This is a genomic window from Allolucifera butyrica, from assembly GCF_900476375.1.
GTDB lineage: Bacteria > Bacillota > Negativicutes > Sporomusales > UPPP01 > Lucifera > Lucifera butyrica.
Window position 1 is genome coordinate 46,792 of record NZ_UPPP01000057.1, and the last position, 19,549, is coordinate 66,340.

Annotated in this window: 29 protein-coding genes; 9 read left to right on the forward strand and 20 right to left on the reverse strand. The window is 38.4% G+C overall.

Annotation, left to right across the window (positions count from 1 at the left end):
- Positions 1 to 12: 12 nt before the first annotated feature.
- The 4 genes from LUCIF_RS03990 to LUCIF_RS03995 all read right to left on the reverse strand — a co-directional run bounded on the left by LUCIF_RS03990 (position 13) and on the right by LUCIF_RS03995 (position 1,292).
- Positions 13 to 456, reverse strand: coding sequence for a hypothetical protein (locus LUCIF_RS03990; protein ID WP_122626587.1), 444 nt, complete (start codon positions 454 to 456; stop codon positions 13 to 15).
- 94 nt (positions 457 to 550) lie between these two features.
- A complete protein-coding gene (locus LUCIF_RS26955) occupies positions 551 to 676 on the reverse strand; it encodes a hypothetical protein (RefSeq protein ID WP_279386944.1) in 126 nt (41 codons plus the stop codon).
- A 224-nt stretch (positions 677 to 900) separates the two neighbouring features.
- Positions 901 to 1,053: a hypothetical protein gene (locus LUCIF_RS25950; protein WP_165865878.1), complete on the reverse strand. Its 153-nt coding sequence runs from the start codon at positions 1,051 to 1,053 to the stop codon at positions 901 to 903.
- A gap of 41 nt (positions 1,054 to 1,094) precedes the next feature.
- Positions 1,095 to 1,292, reverse strand: a complete 198-nt coding sequence (locus tag LUCIF_RS03995) for a helix-turn-helix domain-containing protein (protein ID WP_122626588.1) — start codon at positions 1,290 to 1,292, stop codon at positions 1,095 to 1,097.
- A 163-nt stretch (positions 1,293 to 1,455) separates the two neighbouring features.
- On the opposite strand from LUCIF_RS03995, the gene LUCIF_RS04000 reads away from it, so the two are divergent.
- Entirely contained in the window at positions 1,456 to 2,121 is a 666-nt protein-coding gene (locus LUCIF_RS04000; protein ID WP_122626589.1) for a DUF4145 domain-containing protein, read from the forward strand.
- Here the strand turns inward: LUCIF_RS04000 and LUCIF_RS25795 are convergent.
- Both LUCIF_RS25795 and LUCIF_RS04005 read right to left on the reverse strand, forming a co-directional pair.
- Complete coding sequence (locus LUCIF_RS25795; protein WP_126720571.1) at positions 2,048 to 2,293, reverse strand: hypothetical protein; 246 nt, start codon at positions 2,291 to 2,293, stop codon at positions 2,048 to 2,050. The genes LUCIF_RS04000 and LUCIF_RS25795 overlap by 74 nt on opposite strands.
- A gap of 13 nt (positions 2,294 to 2,306) precedes the next feature.
- Positions 2,307 to 2,522 carry a helix-turn-helix domain-containing protein gene (locus LUCIF_RS04005; RefSeq protein WP_122626590.1) on the reverse strand — a complete coding sequence of 72 codons (216 nt, stop codon included), beginning with the start codon at positions 2,520 to 2,522 and terminating at the stop codon, positions 2,307 to 2,309.
- A 92-nt stretch (positions 2,523 to 2,614) separates the two neighbouring features.
- Between LUCIF_RS04005 and LUCIF_RS04010 the strand changes: the two genes are divergently transcribed.
- From LUCIF_RS04010 to LUCIF_RS04020, 3 genes are all read left to right on the forward strand, one after another.
- Positions 2,615 to 2,872 carry a helix-turn-helix domain-containing protein gene (locus LUCIF_RS04010; protein WP_122626591.1) on the forward strand — a complete coding sequence of 86 codons (258 nt, stop codon included), beginning with the start codon at positions 2,615 to 2,617 and terminating at the stop codon, positions 2,870 to 2,872.
- 67 nt (positions 2,873 to 2,939) lie between these two features.
- Complete coding sequence (locus LUCIF_RS04015; RefSeq protein WP_122626592.1) at positions 2,940 to 3,494, forward strand: hypothetical protein; 555 nt, start codon at positions 2,940 to 2,942, stop codon at positions 3,492 to 3,494.
- Positions 3,495 to 3,661: 167 nt separating this feature from the next.
- Positions 3,662 to 4,213: a hypothetical protein gene (locus tag LUCIF_RS04020; protein ID WP_122626593.1), complete on the forward strand. Its 552-nt coding sequence runs from the start codon at positions 3,662 to 3,664 to the stop codon at positions 4,211 to 4,213.
- A 33-nt stretch (positions 4,214 to 4,246) separates the two neighbouring features.
- On the opposite strand, the gene LUCIF_RS04025 is transcribed toward LUCIF_RS04020, so the two are convergent.
- Positions 4,247 to 4,537: a helix-turn-helix domain-containing protein gene (locus LUCIF_RS04025; protein WP_122626594.1), complete on the reverse strand. Its 291-nt coding sequence runs from the start codon at positions 4,535 to 4,537 to the stop codon at positions 4,247 to 4,249.
- A gap of 147 nt (positions 4,538 to 4,684) precedes the next feature.
- Between LUCIF_RS04025 and LUCIF_RS04030 the strand changes: the two genes are divergently transcribed.
- Both LUCIF_RS04030 and LUCIF_RS04035 read left to right on the forward strand, forming a co-directional pair.
- Positions 4,685 to 5,083: a helix-turn-helix domain-containing protein gene (locus LUCIF_RS04030; RefSeq protein WP_122626595.1), complete on the forward strand. Its 399-nt coding sequence runs from the start codon at positions 4,685 to 4,687 to the stop codon at positions 5,081 to 5,083.
- Positions 5,084 to 5,181: 98 nt separating this feature from the next.
- Positions 5,182 to 5,568 (forward strand): hypothetical protein, encoded by a 387-nt coding sequence (locus LUCIF_RS04035; protein ID WP_122626596.1) that lies wholly within the window; start codon positions 5,182 to 5,184, stop codon positions 5,566 to 5,568.
- Positions 5,569 to 5,594: 26 nt separating this feature from the next.
- Here the strand turns inward: LUCIF_RS04035 and LUCIF_RS04040 are convergent, their stop codons facing one another.
- From LUCIF_RS04040 to LUCIF_RS04090, 11 genes are all read right to left on the reverse strand, one after another.
- Positions 5,595 to 6,353 carry a class I SAM-dependent methyltransferase gene (locus tag LUCIF_RS04040; protein WP_122626597.1) on the reverse strand — a complete coding sequence of 253 codons (759 nt, stop codon included), beginning with the start codon at positions 6,351 to 6,353 and terminating at the stop codon, positions 5,595 to 5,597.
- Between the two features lie 3 nt (positions 6,354 to 6,356).
- On the reverse strand, positions 6,357 to 6,977 hold the full coding sequence (locus LUCIF_RS04045) for a hypothetical protein (RefSeq protein ID WP_122626598.1): 621 nt from the start codon (positions 6,975 to 6,977) through the stop codon (positions 6,357 to 6,359).
- An 89-nt stretch (positions 6,978 to 7,066) separates the two neighbouring features.
- Positions 7,067 to 7,816 (reverse strand): hypothetical protein, encoded by a 750-nt coding sequence (locus LUCIF_RS04050; protein ID WP_122626599.1) that lies wholly within the window; start codon positions 7,814 to 7,816, stop codon positions 7,067 to 7,069.
- 162 nt (positions 7,817 to 7,978) lie between these two features.
- The gene (locus LUCIF_RS04055) at positions 7,979 to 9,511 is read right to left on the reverse strand and encodes an ATP-dependent nuclease (RefSeq protein ID WP_165865879.1); all 1,533 of its coding nucleotides are present in this window, start codon (positions 9,509 to 9,511) and stop codon (positions 7,979 to 7,981) included.
- 330 nt (positions 9,512 to 9,841) lie between these two features.
- Positions 9,842 to 10,366: an HAD-IIIA family hydrolase gene (locus LUCIF_RS04060; RefSeq protein WP_122626601.1), complete on the reverse strand. Its 525-nt coding sequence runs from the start codon at positions 10,364 to 10,366 to the stop codon at positions 9,842 to 9,844.
- 663 nt (positions 10,367 to 11,029) lie between these two features.
- The gene (locus tag LUCIF_RS04065; RefSeq protein ID WP_207856941.1) at positions 11,030 to 11,968 is read right to left on the reverse strand and encodes an HNH endonuclease; all 939 of its coding nucleotides are present in this window, start codon (positions 11,966 to 11,968) and stop codon (positions 11,030 to 11,032) included.
- An 86-nt stretch (positions 11,969 to 12,054) separates the two neighbouring features.
- Entirely contained in the window at positions 12,055 to 12,501 is a 447-nt protein-coding gene (locus tag LUCIF_RS04070) for a very short patch repair endonuclease (protein WP_207856943.1), read from the reverse strand.
- Positions 12,473 to 13,600: a DNA cytosine methyltransferase gene (locus LUCIF_RS04075; RefSeq protein ID WP_122626603.1), complete on the reverse strand. Its 1,128-nt coding sequence runs from the start codon at positions 13,598 to 13,600 to the stop codon at positions 12,473 to 12,475. The genes LUCIF_RS04070 and LUCIF_RS04075 overlap by 29 nt, the downstream gene beginning before the upstream one ends.
- Before the next feature lie 212 nt (positions 13,601 to 13,812).
- Positions 13,813 to 14,145, reverse strand: coding sequence for a hypothetical protein (locus LUCIF_RS04080; protein ID WP_207856945.1), 333 nt, complete (start codon positions 14,143 to 14,145; stop codon positions 13,813 to 13,815).
- A 97-nt stretch (positions 14,146 to 14,242) separates the two neighbouring features.
- Complete coding sequence (locus LUCIF_RS04085; RefSeq protein ID WP_122626604.1) at positions 14,243 to 14,719, reverse strand: hypothetical protein; 477 nt, start codon at positions 14,717 to 14,719, stop codon at positions 14,243 to 14,245.
- A 238-nt stretch (positions 14,720 to 14,957) separates the two neighbouring features.
- Positions 14,958 to 15,374, reverse strand: a complete 417-nt coding sequence (locus LUCIF_RS04090; protein WP_207856947.1) for a hypothetical protein — start codon at positions 15,372 to 15,374, stop codon at positions 14,958 to 14,960.
- A gap of 290 nt (positions 15,375 to 15,664) precedes the next feature.
- Between LUCIF_RS04090 and LUCIF_RS04095 the strand changes: the two genes are divergently transcribed.
- The 3 genes from LUCIF_RS04095 (at position 15,665) to LUCIF_RS04105 (ending at position 18,057) form a co-directional block, all read left to right on the forward strand.
- On the forward strand, positions 15,665 to 15,913 hold the full coding sequence (locus tag LUCIF_RS04095; protein WP_122626606.1) for a hypothetical protein: 249 nt from the start codon (positions 15,665 to 15,667) through the stop codon (positions 15,911 to 15,913).
- A gap of 35 nt (positions 15,914 to 15,948) precedes the next feature.
- A complete protein-coding gene (locus LUCIF_RS26960; protein ID WP_122626607.1) occupies positions 15,949 to 16,272 on the forward strand; it encodes an Ada metal-binding domain-containing protein in 324 nt (107 codons plus the stop codon).
- 165 nt (positions 16,273 to 16,437) lie between these two features.
- Positions 16,438 to 18,057, forward strand: coding sequence for a recombinase family protein (locus tag LUCIF_RS04105; protein WP_122626608.1), 1,620 nt, complete (start codon positions 16,438 to 16,440; stop codon positions 18,055 to 18,057).
- On the opposite strand, the gene LUCIF_RS04110 is transcribed toward LUCIF_RS04105, so the two are convergent.
- Positions 17,972 to 19,087, reverse strand: coding sequence for a YifB family Mg chelatase-like AAA ATPase (locus LUCIF_RS04110; protein ID WP_122626609.1), 1,116 nt, complete (start codon positions 19,085 to 19,087; stop codon positions 17,972 to 17,974). The genes LUCIF_RS04105 and LUCIF_RS04110 overlap by 86 nt on opposite strands.
- 102 nt (positions 19,088 to 19,189) lie before the next feature.
- Complete coding sequence (locus LUCIF_RS04115; RefSeq protein WP_122626610.1) at positions 19,190 to 19,549, reverse strand: YraN family protein; 360 nt, start codon at positions 19,547 to 19,549, stop codon at positions 19,190 to 19,192.

Here is a 19,549-nt window from a genome sequence, read left to right on the forward strand (position 1 = left end):
ATCCAAATCTTTTTATTTAGCCGCTCTCAAGGCGGTCTTTTCTTTTTCTAGTTCTAACGCAATAGCTGCTCTGGTAAATTCATGGCACTTATTCAAAATGGAGTCGATGATCGGCAGCTCATCCCGGGTAATTCGCCCATCACGCAGCACTTGGACCAGATTGTGCTTTGTTAAAGCTACATCATCAATCGCGCCTAGCAACTGCATCCCGGCCAGCGTCGGAATCATTTCGATAAATTCATGGCCGCAATACCGGCCAATGCTGCAATGATTGGCGCAGTGCCACATGGCAAGCCGCTTACCGGCGTTATACAGTTCGCACATCTGCACCACTTTCTTGGGATGCGCTTCTTCTTGAAAGTACTCAATTTTTACAAGAGTTTCTCGCGCCATTTTAAGTTCTGAACTAGCATCCAATAGCGCCAATTTAGCTCCTTTTCGGCAGGCTCTGTACATCGTGTTCACCTCCCTTCCATGCGATAATTATTCCAAGAGGAGTAATGCGCCTCACCCCGCTTCGCCTATCCGTATAACCGGGTAGGCTTCTTTTTTACCACTTGCCACTAGCAAAGTACCGGTCCCATCCCATCCGCCAGCGAATATTTTTAATTTCTTGCAACTGCCGGCGTTTGCGATTCGGCCACCATGTCAAAAGCATCGATATAAACCGTCTCATGCACTTTTCACCCCCTTTCTCAGAACATACCGCCGGGCGATTTCCCGGACTTCCGCATTTTAGCGGTAACTTGTCCACATTTCGGGCGTCTCAGGTGGCCTACACATTGCCGGTCATCTGAGCATGTCGGTACCGGTTGAGTCCCGCCCGGAAGCACCGCCCAAACCCAGTGCTCATTCTTTTGAAACACATGCCCACACCTGGCGCAATACATTGGCTCCACCTCACGCTGCGGGTGTTGGCGGCTTAGGATCACTCTTAAGCAGCTCATGCTGATATTTAAGAAGAATCTTGTCAATCTCAGCCTTCTTTTCAGCGTTTGATGCGTTCGGGTCGTAAATTCTGGTAATAGTAATGTTTATAGGTCTCTGAGCCATAAAAATTTCTCCTCTCAAATGAAATATAAAAAATTAAAGCGTTAATCATCGGCAAACAGCTCGGCAACGGTTACGTTAAAGGCTGTCGCAAGTTTTATAATGTCGGTTACGCATGGTTCGGACTTGCTATTTTCCCAGTCGCTCAACGTCCTTTGTGGAATGCCCGTTTCACCTTCAATCATCTTTTGAGATTTGCCAAGCTTGAGCCGGAAAAAATGAATTCGTTTTCCAAAATCCACCTAAATTCACCTCACGGTACAGGAAATTTGACCTTCTTAGCGAAAATTCACTAATATAGATGTTAAGTACTTGCTAAGCACATGTTAATTGTTCGTCACTTCCACAGGCCGGAAAGAATTGATAAGCTTATGGACAAACACTTGATCGGCGGAGGTAAGAACTATGATTGAAGAAATAGATTTTGACGATAAAAATTTGAACTGCGAAATCGATTTTCCATCTATATGTCCTCATTGTTTGCAAGGGGGGCACCCAACCTATCTGAGCGCCAACTCTAGATTGTCTACAATTCCTGAAGAAAAAGGGAAAAGAATAATTGCTATTATTTTCTTATGCGCCACATGTGAATGTACGTATCTAGGCGAATATAAAGAAGTTTCTAAAAAGGTATATCAATGCGTCAATATTTATCCACATCCTAAGCCCAAACTCGACATTCCATTTGAAATAAAAGAACACTTCCCTGACTTCTACGAAATTTATAGGCAATCGGCAATTGCTGAAAGTTCTAATCTTGATAAAATAGCTGGGATGGGATATCGAAAAGCCGTAGAATTTCTCGTAAAAAGCTATCTCATTGATTTGTATCCAGATGAACGAGAAAATATCTTAAAAGAAGCTCTTGGTGCTTCGATAAAACGTATTGAATATAAAAATATTCAAATGATTGCTAAAGCGGCCACATGGCTTGGCAACGACCAAACTCATATCATTCAAAAGCATCCCGATTATGACGTTGAAGACATAAAAATTTTCACTCTCGCTTTATCGCATTTGATTCTTGCTGAAAAAGTTGTGGAGAAAGCTGCTTTTTTGGTTCGCGATTAGCTCGTTCACAAGGATCTATTTGCCCAATAAAAGTTCCATCTGTTTTAAAAAATTTTTCTACGCGCCTACCCGGGGATTCTTGTGTTCCCTGTCCCTTGCAAACGACAACTTGAATTACTTCTATTATTTTTACTTGATCAACGCGTTCATCAACTGGACGAATTTCTGCCATCAGTCTCACCTCCTCACGCTGCCGGTTTCGGGTCTGATTCATCGTTCACCGCCAGAAGTTCTTCTGCCGGGATGCCGAAGAATTCTTTCATCCTCTGCGCCACATCAAATGATGGTTTGCGCTTGCCATTTTCTAAAAGACTGACATATTGAAATGATAAATTCAATCTATAGGCAAGTTGACGCACTGTTAAGCCGCGAATAATCCTCTCATGTTTTAATTTGGTCATAATCACCACCTCAATTCGCTACGTCTACACAATGTAGACTTATTACCTTCATTTTAGTCTACATACCGTAGACTGTCAAGGGGCTGTTTAAAATGTTTAATAAAGAAATGTTTAGTCTTAAATTGAAAGAATTGCGATTATCAAGAAATCTTACCTTAGAACAATTAGGAAAAGAATTAGGTGTAATTAAGCAAACAATAGGGCATTGGGAATCAGGTATTCGTCTTCCTAATCTTGAGATGACAGTTTCTATCGCAGATTATTTTAACGTCAGTGTTGACTATTTACTTGGCCTCTCGGACACTCCGGAAAGGAATAAAAAAGATAAAACACACCTTATTGATTTTTGAGCTGATATTTAGCTTAGCAAACAGGCAACGATTTGGTTCTTCAATATTTCAAAAAGGATGATAAGTATTGAGAAAACTCATTGTTTTAGTGTTGCTATTACTTAACTTGACTGCTACAACTGTACTGGCTGCACCAGACGAACAAGAAATAGCTTCCTCTTTTCATGATTTAGTAACCAAACACATTAACGGATACAAAGAAGATCCGAGAGTAATGATCTACTTTATTCCCGGGAACATATCGCCAACTGTAAAAGAGGGTTGGAGAAAAAGTAAATGTGTCGTTACCGAGAATTACTCCTACGCAATCCAGAAACCAGCTTCAAAAACAGGTCAGTATACTGGTTTTCTCATCTATGAGATGTACATATTTGTGAGCCCAGCCCAACCAACAAAAGAATTGGCTGAAGCTACTGAGACTTTCAATAAAAATGTAACGCCCGGAGTTTATAAAATCTCCTTTTCTTATCAGGATGGAAAATGGGTTCCCCTAAAATATCAAGAGCAGGTTAGAGCAGAAAGAACTGTACCGCCAGTTTGGTTGACCATTACCCCAAATCCTTTGAGTACCCATTTCAAACGATTGATCATACGGGATTCTGGTAATTTGGATAACCTATGACTTTGTCTCTTTTCTTCAGGCTGCTGGGTTGGGACGTCGGTAGTTTGGGATTGGCATACTATTATTGCTGATAATGCCTTTTATTAAGGATGGACCTGCAGAATCGAATAAGACTACAAATGTTTAACTGGGTTAAATCATTTTACATTCAGAAAGGATGCTAATTAATGAAAAAGGTTATTATTCTTTTACTGTTCATACTCGCTTTGACCAACTCATTTGCATTTGCAGAAGTGAATAAAACATTATCAGATAACTATATTGGGTTGGAAAGAACATACGAATATACAATTAATGGAACAAACAAACATGCATATGTAACATTAAGCCGTCAGGGATTTTTTGACTCTCTTCTAGGAATTACCAAGACTAATACTTCCCATAGTTTGTACTTAAGCTTATTTACACCACCAAATACAAATCAAAGTGCCGTAACAGATATTACTTTCTCAACTAAAAATTTGCCCTGTTTTGTGACTTATAATGGCGAAACTCAGAAAACTTACCCTCTTAAGGTAAAATCAATTAGCACAAACTATGTAGGATTTAAAGTTGATAACTCCACCTTACTTCCAATGGTAAATGCCGAAAAAATAGGCGTTGTTTTAACACTAAAGGATGGCTCAACCCAGAAAATTGAGATTCCAGAAGATGTACTAAAAGACTGGAAATTTATAGTTACTTGTAACCTTCTAGATGAATACAAAAAAGGATTATAAATTTTTGCCGCTCTCCTCACCACATTCGGCAGTCTACGCCGCCGGTTTCGGATCTGGCCCATTGGTTGCTTTTTGAATATTAGTAGGTTCCTCCCCATGTACCGTTATGGTACTATTGGGATTTAAAAAAATTTCCAATGGTACTTTATAAAATTTAGATAATTTTTCAAGATGCTCAAGCTTTATATCCGTTTTCCCACTTTCTAAATCATAATATCCTTTTGCTGTTTCATATCCAATCCCTTTGGCAACATCATTTAGACTATATTTATTATCAATACGCAATTTCTTAATAGTTTTGAGAACTATTCCTGAAAGTCCCATCTTATCACCCCCATCTGTACCATTTTGGTAATCTATATTTATATTTTAATGTACCAATCCGGTAATGTCAATGATTTTATTACCTTTTCGGTACAATAGTTTTACCAGATTGGTAATAAAGTTATAATTGAAATAGGTGGTGATTTTATGATTTCTGAGCGACTAAAAGAATTACGTGAAAAAAGCGGCCTTAATCAATCTCAGGCTGCAGAAAAGTTAGGTATTTCACGGGTCAATTACAATAGATATGAAAATGGAGAACGTGAACCAGATAACGCCACCCTTTCCCGTCTAGCAAACTTTTTTGGTGTTACCACAGACTACCTTCTAGGTCTGATAGATTCCCCTACCGAGGCTGCCAAGACAACAATCCGCTCAGCTATTTCCGACGATCCGGAACTACTTGAATTTTGGAAAGAACTTGAAGAACGTGAAGATCTTAAACTCTTTTTTAGGCAAATAAAAAGCCTCTCCCCTCAAGCATTAAAGCGTATAATACGCTATATCAAAATAGTTGAGGAAGAAGAGGCTCAGGAAGATTTATAAGCGAGAAATATAAAAAACACGGCATAAACCGTGTTTTGTTATTTCTCTCTACATTTTTGATAAAATGATGATTTTTTTGAAGGAGAAAGTGGTAGTACATGAATCTTCGTAAAATTAACAATATGGTAAGTACTGGTGAACTATTATTTCATAAAGTTAAATTGATCGGAAATCCACACGGTTTCGTTTATAAATCTAGAAAAGGCAGAACTCACATATTTATTGATTCCAGCTTATCGCTGGAGGCTGAACGCGACACCCTCCTCCATGAGTGCTGTCATGTTTCCGAGCATATGAACGATAATTCCTATGCCATTGGGCTGGATGACCGGCACCATGAACGAGAGGAAGAAGCAGAAGAGTTTGTAAGGAAAAATAAACGGGTCAATTTTAAAGATCAGCTTTGGATCTGGGTCATTAGCAGTCCCTCGCTCCTGCTAAATTTGTTTGATGTCGGGAACGATTGGATTAATAATGGGATTTGAAATGCTACTCAATTTATTTAAATTCTTTAATTTGTTAAGATACATTTAATTCCCATAAACCTCGGATATTCCCACTTTCCTGAATACTTTTCTTGAATTTCTTCGGAAGGGACTGGTTCATAAATTTTTTCAATACTAAAACCTGCTTCAGTTAAACTGTTTACATACTTCTCAAGCGGTCTATGAATATGAGTAGTTACACCTCTTTCTTTTCTATCCAACGAAATCTTGAAATCAGCCTCTACAGGAATTTCTTTATGATAGTTAAACCATTGTTCTTTTGCATAATTCCAATATAAAGGCCAAAAACACGGATGTGTTATAGTAAAAACCAAATGGGCTCTCGGTTTTAAAATCTTAGCAATTATTTGTAGAACTTGGTCAAGATTTAGCACTGTCATAAGAGTCATACTTGCAACTACAGTTGAAAAGGACGCTTCAATAAATTTACTACTCAAGCTCTCAATATCAATATTAATATAATCAATATTAGAAAATGTTGTTGATGCATTTTGTGCTAATTCTACATTACGCTTACTAATATCAATACCAATAACATGCTTTGCCTTTTGAGCAATCATTCTTGTCAATGCTCCAGTACCACATCCCAGATCTATCACTTTTGATAAATCACAACCAGATAGCATTTCAAATATACATGGTGTTATAACATGCGTAAAACTCAGGTCTTGTCCATTTTCAATTTGGTTTAAACGTACTAATGCAATTTCATCCCACTCTTTTGTTATTTCTTTATAAGTTTTTCCAAATACTGGTCTCGCCATAAATTATCCTCTTTTAACTTTCTCATTATATTTTTTTAAAACTTCAACTAAGTCATTTGCAACTGAAAAAACCGGATGACTGCCTAACGAGAATTCTTCAATAATATGTTGATTATTAATCTTACGCCCAACTGCAACACGCGCATAATCTTTGTCCTTATCGACTATAGTAAATCTGCACGTCGGAGTATGCTCTAATTCCTCATAAGTATAAATTTCCGCGCCGGCATTTTTCAATTCTATGGATAAATCGGTATGCTTTGGTAAAACGATACATAATTCATTTCTTTTAGCTTTTAAAAATAATAATGGACGAATATTCGCTCCATCACTCCAACTCATATCCCGAGTACATATAGCAACTTTACCGCCCTTAGAAATCCAATTAAACATATATTGATTAACTTCCTCAATTGATTGATATACCTTAGGGTTCATGGCAACATATTGCCTATATATTACTATGGCAGCATAACTAGAAGGAAATAGCCATATTATCAACCACAGTATCTCAAAAGTATTTAGACCGCTAGTCACTGGTTTCATTGCCAAGATTAATCCAGCTAATGAGGCATACGAACCCACTACTCCAATTATTGATACGATCATGTTTCCTTTAGACATTTAATATCCTCTCCCAAACAGTCTTATGTACTATTTATCTTACTAGTTGATACTAATACCTGTACCGGCCCGATAGCCAACTATTTCCCCTATTTCCTTCTTTCGGCTTTATAGTCATATAATGCCGACATAGCTTTCATATGTCGCCCTTTGTGAAACTTCCATTTAGGACTGTCATCAAAAAGATTTATAAACATATCACCTGATTGTGAAAAGCCTAAAGCATGCAAGCTTAAAACTAAAACTATTTCGTATGTTCGAAAAGGTGCATTCATTCGTTTAAGTTCTTTTCCCGTCTCCAAACCAATTGAAGCCCCTTCATTACAACGTAATATATATTCTTTTATTTGTTCTTCTGAAGGATGCACATATTGACTAAGCTCTCCAAACAACTGCTTAACATCATTTATTAGAAGCTTACTTTGATTGTCAGTAATAAAAAAATTAATATCATCCACACAATCTATAGAAGACCGGGGAATACTTGTGCCTAAATATGCAATCTTTTCATGGTAAGTCTGCTTAGTAAGTGTCTGATCAACGAGCAGTGCTTTAACGGATGTTTCAAGAACATAGCGTAATTCTCTTTTCGCCGGATTAAGAACGCCTTCTTTAATCATGACACTAATTCCAACTGCTGACTCAAAGAAAAAATCAAACAAATTAAATGTAAGAGAATTTTCTCTTCCGCCTCCACGTATTGAACAAATTGAGATACCCCTTGCCGTTTTAATAAAATCGACTAATATACTATCACAAAATTTTTTTTCTTGAGTATACTGTTGGCCTTGTCTCAATTCTTCATGTTTAGCGATTTTGCCTTTATAACTATCTTCCAACTTAATCGCCCCTTAAACTCGCTCTTTTCTTAATCTAAATTGATAACTGCTCCAAAAAACTAAAGTTTTAAAATAATAACCAAGGGGATATTTATACGCACGCCATACTGGTTTTTTCTCACTGACATAGGCAGCCGAACGGGAGTAAATATCTCCACACTCTTAAGATTCTTTTTTACTTGCGGCTACCTCTTTAAGCGACTCATGCAATAATAGCCAATCTTTAATTGGAGCTATAAACTTATTCCACGACGATGACTTTGCAGCAAGATCAACAATTGATGTTAAACCAACACAGCGGCGATCAGAGTAACCAAGTCTATCAACTAGTGAATCAACAAAATTATGCTTATCTTCAACACATTCAATTTCTAAAGCAGCTTGCTTAATAACGTTTCCATTCTCATCAGGTAACGTTTTTATTAATTCTACAACATACTTTTCTGGATTAAAACCTTGTGGAAGATTAAATTGAATTAATTGCCTCATAGCTTGATTTCGCATTTGCTCAGCCTGTCTCGTATTTCCCGTTAATACCTGATTTATTTTTTCCTTTTTCTCATTATCACTTTTATAAACATCACCATCAAGAATTATAATTGTGTTCTCAATGGATTCACCTTTAAGTAAAATTCCAGCTATTAAAGTAAAGCTATTAATACATGCCCCATATTCTTTGACACTTACCAATATTGAATATCCACTCTCTAAGCATATCCAATCAACAATAGCCTTTGCGAAATCATCTTCTACGAAAATTTCTAGAGGACGGTTAGTTTCGCCAGTTAATCTGAAAATAGCATCAGGTTTAGTTTCATTAAAACAAAGTGATTTACTAGGAGTTTGACAAATATGTCGAATATTAATGAAAGAATCCATATTTGTAACTGATTGTGCATGAGTGGTAAAAACAACCTGTAAACTCTTGTCAACTGCTCTTCGTTTTATAACTTTAAGTAATCTTTTAAGTGCATCTGTATGCAGCAAAAGATCTATTTCGTCTATTAAAATTAGAGAATACTTTGGAGAACGAAACACTTCAGATAATATGTAAAAAATGCGCTGTTCACCAGCTCCCATACTTAAGTCAGAATATTTATCTAATTTATGTTCTACACCAATATATCTTGATCTTTTAGTCTGAATTTCATTATACGAACTATATTCTCTATTCATAACCTTGCCTGCATTTTCTTTTACAAGAATTGAAATATCATCTTTCAAAGCTAAAGTTGATGCAAACTCAATTCGGCTCTGCTTTTTTTCTCTTTCAATTTTCGGAACACAAGTATCAATACCAATATAGATTATATTCCTACTAGGTCGTCTATCATATTTGGGAGACCAACGATCAGATGTTTTTTTGTAAATCGTAAATACATCATTATATTCTTTCGACCCAATCCTATAATCATACTTAATAGAAAATTCACTGCCTTGCCACTGTGAATAGGTAGTTGGTATAAAAAATTCACTAAACTTCCAATTTTTCTGATCCGAATTTAAAGGCTTATAGCAACACGCCAGAGCATGAATTATTGTTGATTTACCAGATCCATTTACACCCATAATTGCAGTAAGTTCTGAACCTTCAAAGTTAATTTCAACATCTTTTAAACTTTTTAATTGTAATATATGTATCGATTTCAAGTACTGCTGGCTAGGTTTAGTTACAGTAAATTTTTTCTGGACCAATTTAACATCTCTCCCATTAACTATTAGTTATAATTAGTTCCGCATGCAAATAAAGTTCCAATTTACCGTGCACAGGCCTTCCTATAAGTAATAACAACGTCCACAATCTACTAAAAATGTAAGTTATGGGCGTTTTCTCCATAAAGATGGCAGTATCCTGCTAAATTTTGTATGTTATTTGAAAATAATTGGAATTAATGTAAAACTGCTTATTCGCTCAGCTGATTTTTCCAACCGGTGGCTCAAAATCGAACCGGCTAAAATGGCTCAATTTCAACCATTCTTGACATATATTTCTGAGCTGTTCCTAATTTAAATAGCAAATGTTTATTATTCCAATATCCATTCAACGGCTCCTAATAAGTTCGCTGCTATATAATCAAGTTCTATTTTTAACAATTTATCCTGATACTCTCTAACTGACTCTTTACCGACTCCCGTCATTACTAATATTTTTCGCGCGTGTACTTTGTCTGCGGCCAACATGTCAGTCAACCTATCGCCAATTACTGCGCACCTTGAAAGATCCAGTCCATGTTTAACTGCTGCTTTTAACAATAAACCAGCTTCTGGCTTTCGACACATACAGCATTGCTCCGGAGTGTGCGGACATATATATGCATCCTCTAATCCAAAATCTAATAACTCTTTCACAAATCTATCTTCCGTAGAATTACCCAAAGAAATTCCAGGTTGATTAGTAAATGCAAATATCTTTATATTCTCTTTTTTTAATAATTTAAAAGCGTTTTTTGTAAAAGGATACAGTGTGAATTCGCCGGGATAAATTACTTCTCCATCTCCGCCTATGGTACCATCCCTATCAATAAATACCGCCTGAATTATATTTTTCATAAAATACTCCATCTGCCTTTTTATATTCTAATATTATTCGACTCACATAGCCCTCAAACTAGCTATTATCAATTAACTGTATTTGCTACGTCAGATTAGAAATATAAATGCCCGTAACCTACTAAAATGTAAGTTATGGGCGTTTTCTTCATAATAGTGGAAGTATCCTGCTAAATTTTGTATGTTATTTAAAAACATTGGCAGATAATGCGAGCATTCTCAAATCGACGAATTTAAAAATGTATAGGGTTCTCTTTATTCATCTTTGTCTTTTACTCGATTGAAATACTTTCTCTTGATTGCTGGAATTATACTTTCCCACATTATATCGCAAAAAATATAAAGAAATAAGCCACCAAAACCAGCATATATAAAAAAATCTGATGGAAACATTATATGGTTCCTTTCAAAATTACATCACATTATTTTCCATTCTGTCACTTAATATATCGTGAAATCTGTTTATAATATTAGCGTTTTACATTTATTTTTGTTAAAAGAAAAAACAAGAAGCCGCAGCAGATAAGCTTCAGCTTAGAACAACACCCATAACCTACTAAAGTTATGGGCGTTTTCTAATGGTAGAGTATCCTGCTAAATTTTGTATGTTATTTAAAAATATTGGCAGTTTATTTTAAACGAACTATCTTCCGAATCATCAGGTTAATGTTTTTTTCGATGTTCAGTATCGTGGCATACATTGCAGAGAGTAATAAGATTTTCAGCGGTATTTTCGCCACCGTCCTTGTGATGCTGCCGGTGGTGAAGTTCAAGCATTTTACGTGGATCTTCACGAGAAAGCATATTTCTGCTCCAACCGCATTCAGCGCATTTGAATCCGTCTCGCTTCAAAACCTCCACACGGACGGGATCAGGGATTTTACGGTCATGTTCATAGGTCTGTTTATCTTCTTCTAAAACATAAACACCGACAGCCAAATCATCCCGGCCGGTATTTTTAGTAGCTATAGGCCAACCATCTTCCGTACGTAATTCTCTGACTCGCCTCGGCCATTCACTTTTATCCTTAGCTAAATATTTTAGCTCTTCACCGGTAATCTGAACCCCAACATTTCGCCGAAAATACTCTATAATCTTGTCCTTAACAGCAATTTTCTTTGTGCGTATTTCATTAAGGACATTCCAACGATGCGCTGCATCCCTATCTTCCTCGATACGCATTAGCACATATTGATCCGGTTTAATTTTGGATGGATCAATACCTATAGCCTTTAAAGAATCTACTTCCTCTTGATCTTCGGCCATGTCTTTAAACGTGACTCCGGAATAAATCCACCAGCCGAATTGAACTCGCAATTCTCTAACTCGACGTGCCCATTCTCCAATCCCAGATACCACCATAAGTTCGTCACCATCAATAACTTTTTGAGGATATTGACGGAGATAAGCGATTATCCGGTCACGTGCTGAAGGCGCTTCACTCTCAGGAATTAAGGAACTGCCTAGGTCTCGAAGTTTATGAAAGGCCGGAATTAAAGCAATGACCTTTTTTCGGAGATCACTTCTCTTAAGCTCTGTTGCAAAGTTCGTTAATAATTCAACTAGGGATTGTCGAAGTTTTTCTGGATTCCCGTTAGGCATCGACCGTCTCGCCAATTTGTTCGCTCCTTTTCCCTCATTTGGGGCCACCGTTCATTCTGCCGGTATCCCCAAAAAAACCGCAAAAATCAGTGACCTTTAACGTCTTCACTATTTAAAAATTCTTTTATACGCACTATAAGAGCATCCATTTGTTTTATTTCACATTGCCAAATTACCAAGACCCGCCATCCAAGCTTCTCCAGATTATTCATATTAACCTGGTCACGCTTTATATTTCCATCAATTTTTTTATTCCAGAATTCTTCATTTGTCTGGGGTCGATGTCCTCGCTTACAACTATGCCCATGCCAAAAACAACCATGAACAAATATGACAGCTTTGTACTTCGGCAACACAATATCCGGTTTTCCAGGAAGATCTTTTCGGTTTAATCGGAACCTAAAACCAAGACTATGAAGCGTGCTTCTTATTTTAATTTCAGGTCCGGTGTTCTTCCCCTTAACCCGCGACATTATCCGGCTTCTTTCTTCCCGGGTGAATCGGTCAGGCACTTTTTTCTTTGCTCCTTGCATTAAGGAGATTCTCAACACAACCCGCAATTTCTGCAGCCAGTCGCGGAGGGACTGCATTACCAATTTGTTTTGCGATTTCTATCTTACTGCCTAAAAAACGGAAAGAATCAGGGAAAGACTGAATTCGAGCTGCTTCCCGATGGGTAATCGGTCGATGCTGGCAAGGATGGAGATAACGTCCCTTTTCAGGTTTAAAGAACTCTGTACGGATGGTGACGGAAGGTCTATCCCACCAGAGACGGCCGAATAAGTCCGTACCTCCAGAAGTCTTTTTTATCCAACACTTTGGAGTCAACTCCGGTGCTCTTTTTTGTAAATCAAAACGATTCATTCCTTCATTCGGAATCGATTCGTATCGTCTGAGGCTTGTTTCTGTAGGCGTCCGGCCAAAATGCAAATTAAGCGGAGGATCTTCTTCTCTGATTTGTGTACCTACTGGCCTTGGCAAGTCCCCAATGGCATCCCGTACCGTTTGCCATGGACGAGCATCGGAAATATATTCGTTCTGTATCTTTAAAGGTAATACGGGACCAAGATTAGGATTATAGTGGGTTTTTAATGGCGGAAAGAAATTATTAGGGTCAATAAACCGACAACCAATTATGAAAGCTCTAAAGCGAATCTGAGATACGCCATAGTCGGCAGCACACAATTTTGCTTTTGTTAGAAAAAAACCTAATTTTTCGGCATACTCAGCAATATCCTCAAATTCTGCTGAATCAAGAATTTGGGGAACGTTTTCCATAACAAATATTTCAGCGCCCGATCGCTCGACAACGTCCATATACGGACGCCAAAGATGTCTACGCGGATCACCATCACGGTTTTTATTCAACAAGCTAAATCCCTGGCAAGGAGGACCACCAATTACAACATCGGCTTCAGGAATCTTTACTTTAGGATCCTTTAGTATGTCAACTATGTCACCAACGACACAATGCTTGCCGAAATTTGCATTATAGGTATTCGCTGCGTACTGATTGAAATCGTTAGCCCATATCGATTTAAAGTTATGCCCGAATTCTTTCCCTGCAAAACCAAGAGAAAGTCCTCCAGCGCCACAGAATAAATCAATGAGTTTGAACTTTTTATTTGTCATGTAGTAATCATCCTATCGTGAAACATATATAAATCTATTTTTCGTCGCAAGAAATGTTATTCCTGCCTTAAATTGGGACCTATTCATCATATTCTAACATATTCATGTATTTAAATAGCAAATATTACAAAATCCGGCTTTCTATAAGCGCCCAGAAAAAAAGTCAGCGGATTTTCCTCTGTTGACCTGAATGCCCATCCCCCAAAAACTGTCTAACTGAAAGAATAAACCATTTTAGCTGCAATAATAATTACTTTATCTCCAGAGTTAAGCAAAATACTCACCTTAAAATAATCACCTTCATCGTCATCTACATTTAACGTGAAAATGTAACAACCAGGTCCCCATGGTTCTTTACGATTCACTTCCACATATGCTACGTTTTCAAATTTCAGCAATGCAGCATATTGATGAGTATCATCCATAATTATGGGCATTTCAACTGTCCCTTCATCGTAATCACTAATAATCTTTGAAATTTTCGCATCATGAAAGTTAACGTTCTGAATTTTATCTATTTCCTTTTTACTAAAAATAATCACCATTTATCATTCCTTTTATATTCTGGGACATTGTCTCTAGGATACATATGGCACTCTAGTTTATAACATCCTAATATTCATTCGGAACTATCATCTTCATTTAATATCCTTTATATTTAGACAAAAACTCGATAATGGATAAATTACGCATGTCGTCTATTATGTTATCATCGGATTCCCACCAGGTATCGGCAATATACAACTTGCTATCAACACACTCCCAAGGTACAATCCGATTTTCTTTAATCGCTAGCCCAGTTGCTATATGATGTAGATAAATATGCTCGGAGATTTTTATGCCTAAATCATCTTTTATTTTATACATTACTTGAAAAAATTCGTTATCTTCTCCTGTTTTTTTGACCTCTAAATATTTTTGATAAATTTGTGTACTTTCAAAATCACTTTTTTCGACTTCTTCATCAAACAGTTCTTTCATTATAGTATCCATACCATAATGTTTTTTGAAGTCAGAGTCACTACTAAAGTTATAATCAACAGTTAACAATATCAGTTTCGAAACAAGATCGCCTTTTCTATAAATTTTATTTCTAACTATTATTTTTTCACACTCCACTTTAGTTCCCCCAAGTAATATCCTAATTGTTTTCTATATTCGACAATTGTTCTAAGCTCCATGCCGACTTAACAGAGGCAAAGTACTTTTCCTACGCCATTCACCAAATGCCCCGACAATTCCTGCCAGATGCTTTATTTCTGTAAGTACCCGAAAAAGGTCAGCGGGTTTTCGTCCGTTGACCTTGATACTTTAGAAAACATATTTTTTCAGGTTAAACAACTCATCTATTAAACATTCAAGATTTACCAATAAACTCCACGTAATCCTTCAACATCTCTTCATGCATGTCTTTAATTACCTTATCCATTTCTTTAATATTAAAAACATCATCCCGCTTCCCTACTAGATGGTACAGCTTTAGCCAATAAGCATCTTTCTCTGCAAAGGATTCTAAAGCGTTTTTTATATTATCTTCAGTTAAAGTCCGAACTATAATAAACGGAGGACTAGGATTAATATAATTCATTTCTTCTTTATCCATATACCACATTAAATTTTTTGGTGTACTAACTACCACAGTATACGTGATACCATCCTCCAACTCAACAAATACATCTATATTGTCATTTTCAATATCTTTGATATCGGAAAGTGGTACTGGATATTTTATCTTATTAATCTTCAAATTATTACCTCCTTTATTTTTACCCATATATCCTGATTCGGCAATCAGTATTTCATTATAGTCAGGACTATTATCTTAATGCCCTGTGCTTTCAAATACATCTTTGCTGCATTTATTACACTTTCAGCCCCTAGTTCATTTTCTTGTGAATTATGGGCGTTTTCTCCATAAAGATAACAGTATCCTGCTAAATTGCATTTAGTGAAAAAATTTGCAGGATTTTCTCTTTTATCTTCGAAACCTTATATAACTTAATCTCTTAACCAGCAAAAATCACAGCACAAAATATGCTGTGATTAATTATTAGGAGGCCAATTATGAAAATTACCGTCAATCGTGCTCAATTTCTCGAACTGGCTTCCGCCATCTCACCAGGTCACGATATTTCGCTAATGGCCGCCGATGGAATTCTTTCTGTTACCAGTTTTACCGCCGGAGTTAACAGCAAAATGGTTTGTTATTGCGTTCAATCAGGACAAGCCTTTTTAACCAGCGAGCAATGGAAACAAATAATTAAAGAAATTAAGGATTCAAAGAAACTTGTTGTTAATATCACCATCGGGTGAAGCTTTACTAAAACAGACGAGAGGAGGTGGAACGGATGCGCAAAAAATTAGCACTACTACTCGCCTTTTTACTGCTTCTTACTTTATCATCCGCCCTTGCTACTCCACAGTATCATTCTCAGTTCATAACAAATAAAATTGTAGAACTTAATGATTACGCCGGCGATGCCTTAATAACGCCCCACCCTGCTATAGTCCCGTTTAGTGCAACATACATAGGCAATTCCCATTCGGGCATCTTCCATTATTCATATTGTCGCTATGTAGGCCGAATGTCTGAATCACACAAAGTATTTTTTGAATCCCGGGATGATGCTATTAACGCCGGGTATAGGCCATGTAAGGTTTGTAAGCCATAAAAGTAGCTCCGCATCCGCGGAGTCATAAATTCCATTACCTATTTGAATAGGCAGGATTTTCTTTTCTAAAGCAAGTATTATAATTATTATCGTAGTTTAGGCGGGAAACCGCTTTTTTCTTCACCAACATACCGAACATACGTACTAGAATAAAGGAGTTTTCTTATGTTTGAATCAGAAGAAACCAGACTCTATGCCCGAACCTCCTCCGAAGATCAGGCTGAACGAGGAACGATCCAAAACCAAGTAGATTTCGGAACTAAATACTGTGACCTTCACCAACTCCCTATCGCCGGCTGGTATCGTGATGACGGCGTTACAGGAACTCTCCCCCTTCAAGAACGACCAGAAGGTCGAAGATTACTCGAGGATGCAAAAGCTGGCAAAGTAAAATTACTGCTAATATACAAACTGGACCGCCTGGGCCGTACCGCCCGGGTAATTCTCAATGCTGTATATGACCTTGAGCAGTACGGAGTAAAAATTCGTTCTATGACGGAGCCTTTCGATACCTCTACGGCTGCTGGCCGTCTTCTTCTCACTGTCTTGGCCGGCGTCGCCGATATGGATAGAGAAACCATTCTGGAACGCCTCTGGCTCGGGGCCAACAGAGCTGCCAGAGAAGGCAAATGGCTCGGGGGTATAGTTCCTTACGGCTATATCGTAAACGAAGAAAAATGCCTAGAATTAAGCGATAAAAACCCCTTACCCGGAATGGACATGACCGAGGTCGATGTTGTAAGGCTCATATATCACATTACTGCCGATGATGGCATCTCTACGATCAAAATTGCAGATTATCTAAACTCTCTCGGTATTCCTCCAGCTTACGCTATTGCCGGTCGTCAGGCAAGAAAAGGAAAAAGAATAGAAAATACCGCAGGCATATGGCGCCCCGCTCGGGTCCGGAACATGATCGTCAACGAAACCTATAAAGGGATTCATTTATACGGAAAACGTTCCAAGAAACAGCGCGAAATCATTTCGCGTGAAGTACCTGCTATTGTTTCTGAAGAAATTTGGGACAGAGCTCAGCAAGTCCTTCATAATAACCAGCTTGAATCTGTGCATAATTCCAAAAGACAATATCTACTCCGCGGTTTAATTAAATGCGGTTGTTGTAGCCTAACTTACTGCGGAACAGCTTATTCTAGCAGCCAACGCGGATGTTATATATGCAATGGCAAAACAACCTATAGGGGCTCTCTCATGGGGAAATGCGGATCGAAAAATCTTCCTCAGGATTGGATTGAAAACCAGGTTTGGAACGACTGTGTAAAATTCATCATGTCCCCTGGTGAAGCCCTCAATCAGTTTGAAAATAGCATCCAAGAAAATAAATCCAGGGTACTGCAAATCGAAACGGAAAGAGCCCTTATAACAAAATCCATGGACGAAAAAGAAGTTGAAAAACAAAGCATCCTCGATCTTTATCGTAAGAAACTTATAGAGGCCAAGGACGTAGAGCAGCAATTACAAAAAATCAATATTGAAAAGCTAGAACTGCAAAGCCGCCTTGATCAGCTTGTAATCAAAATGGACTCGGTTGACACCATGTCCCAACGTTTTTCTAGTGCTAAACTTTTTCTGGATGACCTTCGAGAAAAACTTGGTAATGGTGAACCAAACTTTGAACTCAAGCGGGAAATCGTCAAAGCGCTGGTCCATAAAATTATCGTAGAAACAAAAAATCCTGGGGCTAAGAAGCCACAGGCAAACATATCCGTTCAATATTCCTTTGCACGAGGTATTCTCCGCACGGACAAGGATTCATTGCAGCAATAAACATAATTTTAGCCGGGTAGGAAAGAGATGCGTGCACTCTGGAGATTGTCACTTCGCCATCTTCCAACGGCTGGCGCAGGACCTCCAGAACATCACGGGGAAATTCCGGCAATTCATCTAAAAATAAAACACCATTATGGCTTAACGTTACTTCTCCCGGTCGTGGAATAGAACCGCCGCCAATCATTCCTGCCGCCGATACGGTATGATGCGGACTGCGGAACGGTCGTTCCCTGACTAATCCCCGGCAATTGGACAGATAGCCGGCCACACTATAAATTTTAGTTACTTCTAAGGCTTCCTGATCCGACATAGTTGGCAGAATCGAAGTTATACGGCGGGCCAGCATGGTTTTTCCTGACCCCGGCGGACCAATCAACAGTACATTATGCCCTCCGGCGGCAGCCACTTCCAGGGCACGTTTCGCCTGAAACTGCCCTTGAACCTCGGAAAAATCATTGTCAATTGACTTCTCTGTTTTCTCCCCGGTCACCGCTCTGGTTTCCAGAGTGATCAGTTGTTCGCTGCGTAAATGGAGAACAACCTGTGTCAGTGTATCCGGAGCGTAAATGGTCACATCCTTCACCAATAAAGCTTCCTGCGCATTCTCCGGCGCAACCATTAAAGTAGTTTTACCGTCTTTCGCACAGTCAACCGCCATTGGCAGCAATCCGGTAATTCCGCGCAACCGTCCCTCTAATGACAATTCGCCAATAAATACATACTGCTGGCATGAGATAGGATCCACCTGTCCGCTCGCTGCCATAATACCGATTGCAATAGGAAGATCCAAGCCGGGACTATCCTTCTTCATATCGGCCGGTGCAAGGTTAACTGTAATTCGCCTGGTTGGGAATTCAAAGCCGGCATTTTTAATTGCCGCACGCACCCGTTCGCGGCTTTCCCGAACGGCAGTATCGGGCAGTCCAACAATGTCAAAACCGGGAATTCCATTCGCAATATCCACTTCAACATGAACTAATGCTCCATTTAATCCAAACGTTGTTGCCCCAAAAGTCTGTGCGTACATAGCCATACCTCCGGTTTGGTTCCCGTCCCTGCCAAGGCCATGCTAAATAACAAACTCCGCTGCCAAAAGGTCTATTGGACAGTCACCATTACAGTCTAATCATTAATCACCAAATGCGTTGATAATATGATTGCACTTTCCTTTATTGAACGGGTCCAAATAAACTTCCACGACATCAAACCGTATCTCCGCTTGGGGGTTATGAGTCTGATTCAAGTAACACAATGCGGTATTGATGATCTTTCTCTGTTTATAATAATCGACGGCTTCTGAAGGGGTCCCATATCTGGTACTTCGCCGTGCTTTCACTTCAATAAAAACCAGTACCCGCTTATCAAGAGCAATAATATCAATTTCACCGGTCTTTGTCCGGTATTTCCGCTGCAGAATCCGGTATCCCGCATCGCTTAAAAACTGGGCTGCCGCCGCTTCACCAACATCCCCTAAAGCTGAACGATTCAA

Coding starts and splice junctions, on each gene's coding strand:
- LUCIF_RS03990 (WP_122626587.1), bottom strand. CDS start 456: ATGTACAGAGCCTGCCGAAAAGGAGCTAAATTGGCGCTATTGGATGCT.
- LUCIF_RS26955 (WP_279386944.1), bottom strand. CDS start 676: ATGAGACGGTTTATATCGATGCTTTTGACATGGTGGCCGAATCGCAAA.
- LUCIF_RS25950 (WP_165865878.1), bottom strand. CDS start 1,053: ATGGCTCAGAGACCTATAAACATTACTATTACCAGAATTTACGACCCG.
- LUCIF_RS04000 (WP_122626589.1), top strand. CDS start 1,456: ATGATTGAAGAAATAGATTTTGACGATAAAAATTTGAACTGCGAAATC.
- LUCIF_RS25795 (WP_126720571.1), bottom strand. CDS start 2,293: ATGGCAGAAATTCGTCCAGTTGATGAACGCGTTGATCAAGTAAAAATA.
- LUCIF_RS04005 (WP_122626590.1), bottom strand. CDS start 2,522: ATGACCAAATTAAAACATGAGAGGATTATTCGCGGCTTAACAGTGCGT.
- LUCIF_RS04010 (WP_122626591.1), top strand. CDS start 2,615: ATGTTTAATAAAGAAATGTTTAGTCTTAAATTGAAAGAATTGCGATTA.
- LUCIF_RS04020 (WP_122626593.1), top strand. CDS start 3,662: ATGAAAAAGGTTATTATTCTTTTACTGTTCATACTCGCTTTGACCAAC.
- LUCIF_RS04025 (WP_122626594.1), bottom strand. CDS start 4,537: ATGGGACTTTCAGGAATAGTTCTCAAAACTATTAAGAAATTGCGTATT.
- LUCIF_RS04030 (WP_122626595.1), top strand. CDS start 4,685: ATGATTTCTGAGCGACTAAAAGAATTACGTGAAAAAAGCGGCCTTAAT.
- LUCIF_RS04035 (WP_122626596.1), top strand. CDS start 5,182: ATGAATCTTCGTAAAATTAACAATATGGTAAGTACTGGTGAACTATTA.
- LUCIF_RS04040 (WP_122626597.1), bottom strand. CDS start 6,353: ATGGCGAGACCAGTATTTGGAAAAACTTATAAAGAAATAACAAAAGAG.
- LUCIF_RS04045 (WP_122626598.1), bottom strand. CDS start 6,977: ATGTCTAAAGGAAACATGATCGTATCAATAATTGGAGTAGTGGGTTCG.
- LUCIF_RS04060 (WP_122626601.1), bottom strand. CDS start 10,366: ATGAAAAATATAATTCAGGCGGTATTTATTGATAGGGATGGTACCATA.
- LUCIF_RS04065 (WP_207856941.1), bottom strand. CDS start 11,968: ATGCCTAACGGGAATCCAGAAAAACTTCGACAATCCCTAGTTGAATTA.
- LUCIF_RS04070 (WP_207856943.1), bottom strand. CDS start 12,501: ATGCAAGGAGCAAAGAAAAAAGTGCCTGACCGATTCACCCGGGAAGAA.
- LUCIF_RS04075 (WP_122626603.1), bottom strand. CDS start 13,600: ATGACAAATAAAAAGTTCAAACTCATTGATTTATTCTGTGGCGCTGGA.
- LUCIF_RS04080 (WP_207856945.1), bottom strand. CDS start 14,145: ATGGTGATTATTTTTAGTAAAAAGGAAATAGATAAAATTCAGAACGTT.
- LUCIF_RS04090 (WP_207856947.1), bottom strand. CDS start 15,374: ATGGGTAAAAATAAAGGAGGTAATAATTTGAAGATTAATAAGATAAAA.
- LUCIF_RS04095 (WP_122626606.1), top strand. CDS start 15,665: ATGAAAATTACCGTCAATCGTGCTCAATTTCTCGAACTGGCTTCCGCC.
- LUCIF_RS26960 (WP_122626607.1), top strand. CDS start 15,949: ATGCGCAAAAAATTAGCACTACTACTCGCCTTTTTACTGCTTCTTACT.
- LUCIF_RS04105 (WP_122626608.1), top strand. CDS start 16,438: ATGTTTGAATCAGAAGAAACCAGACTCTATGCCCGAACCTCCTCCGAA.
- LUCIF_RS04110 (WP_122626609.1), bottom strand. CDS start 19,087: ATGTACGCACAGACTTTTGGGGCAACAACGTTTGGATTAAATGGAGCA.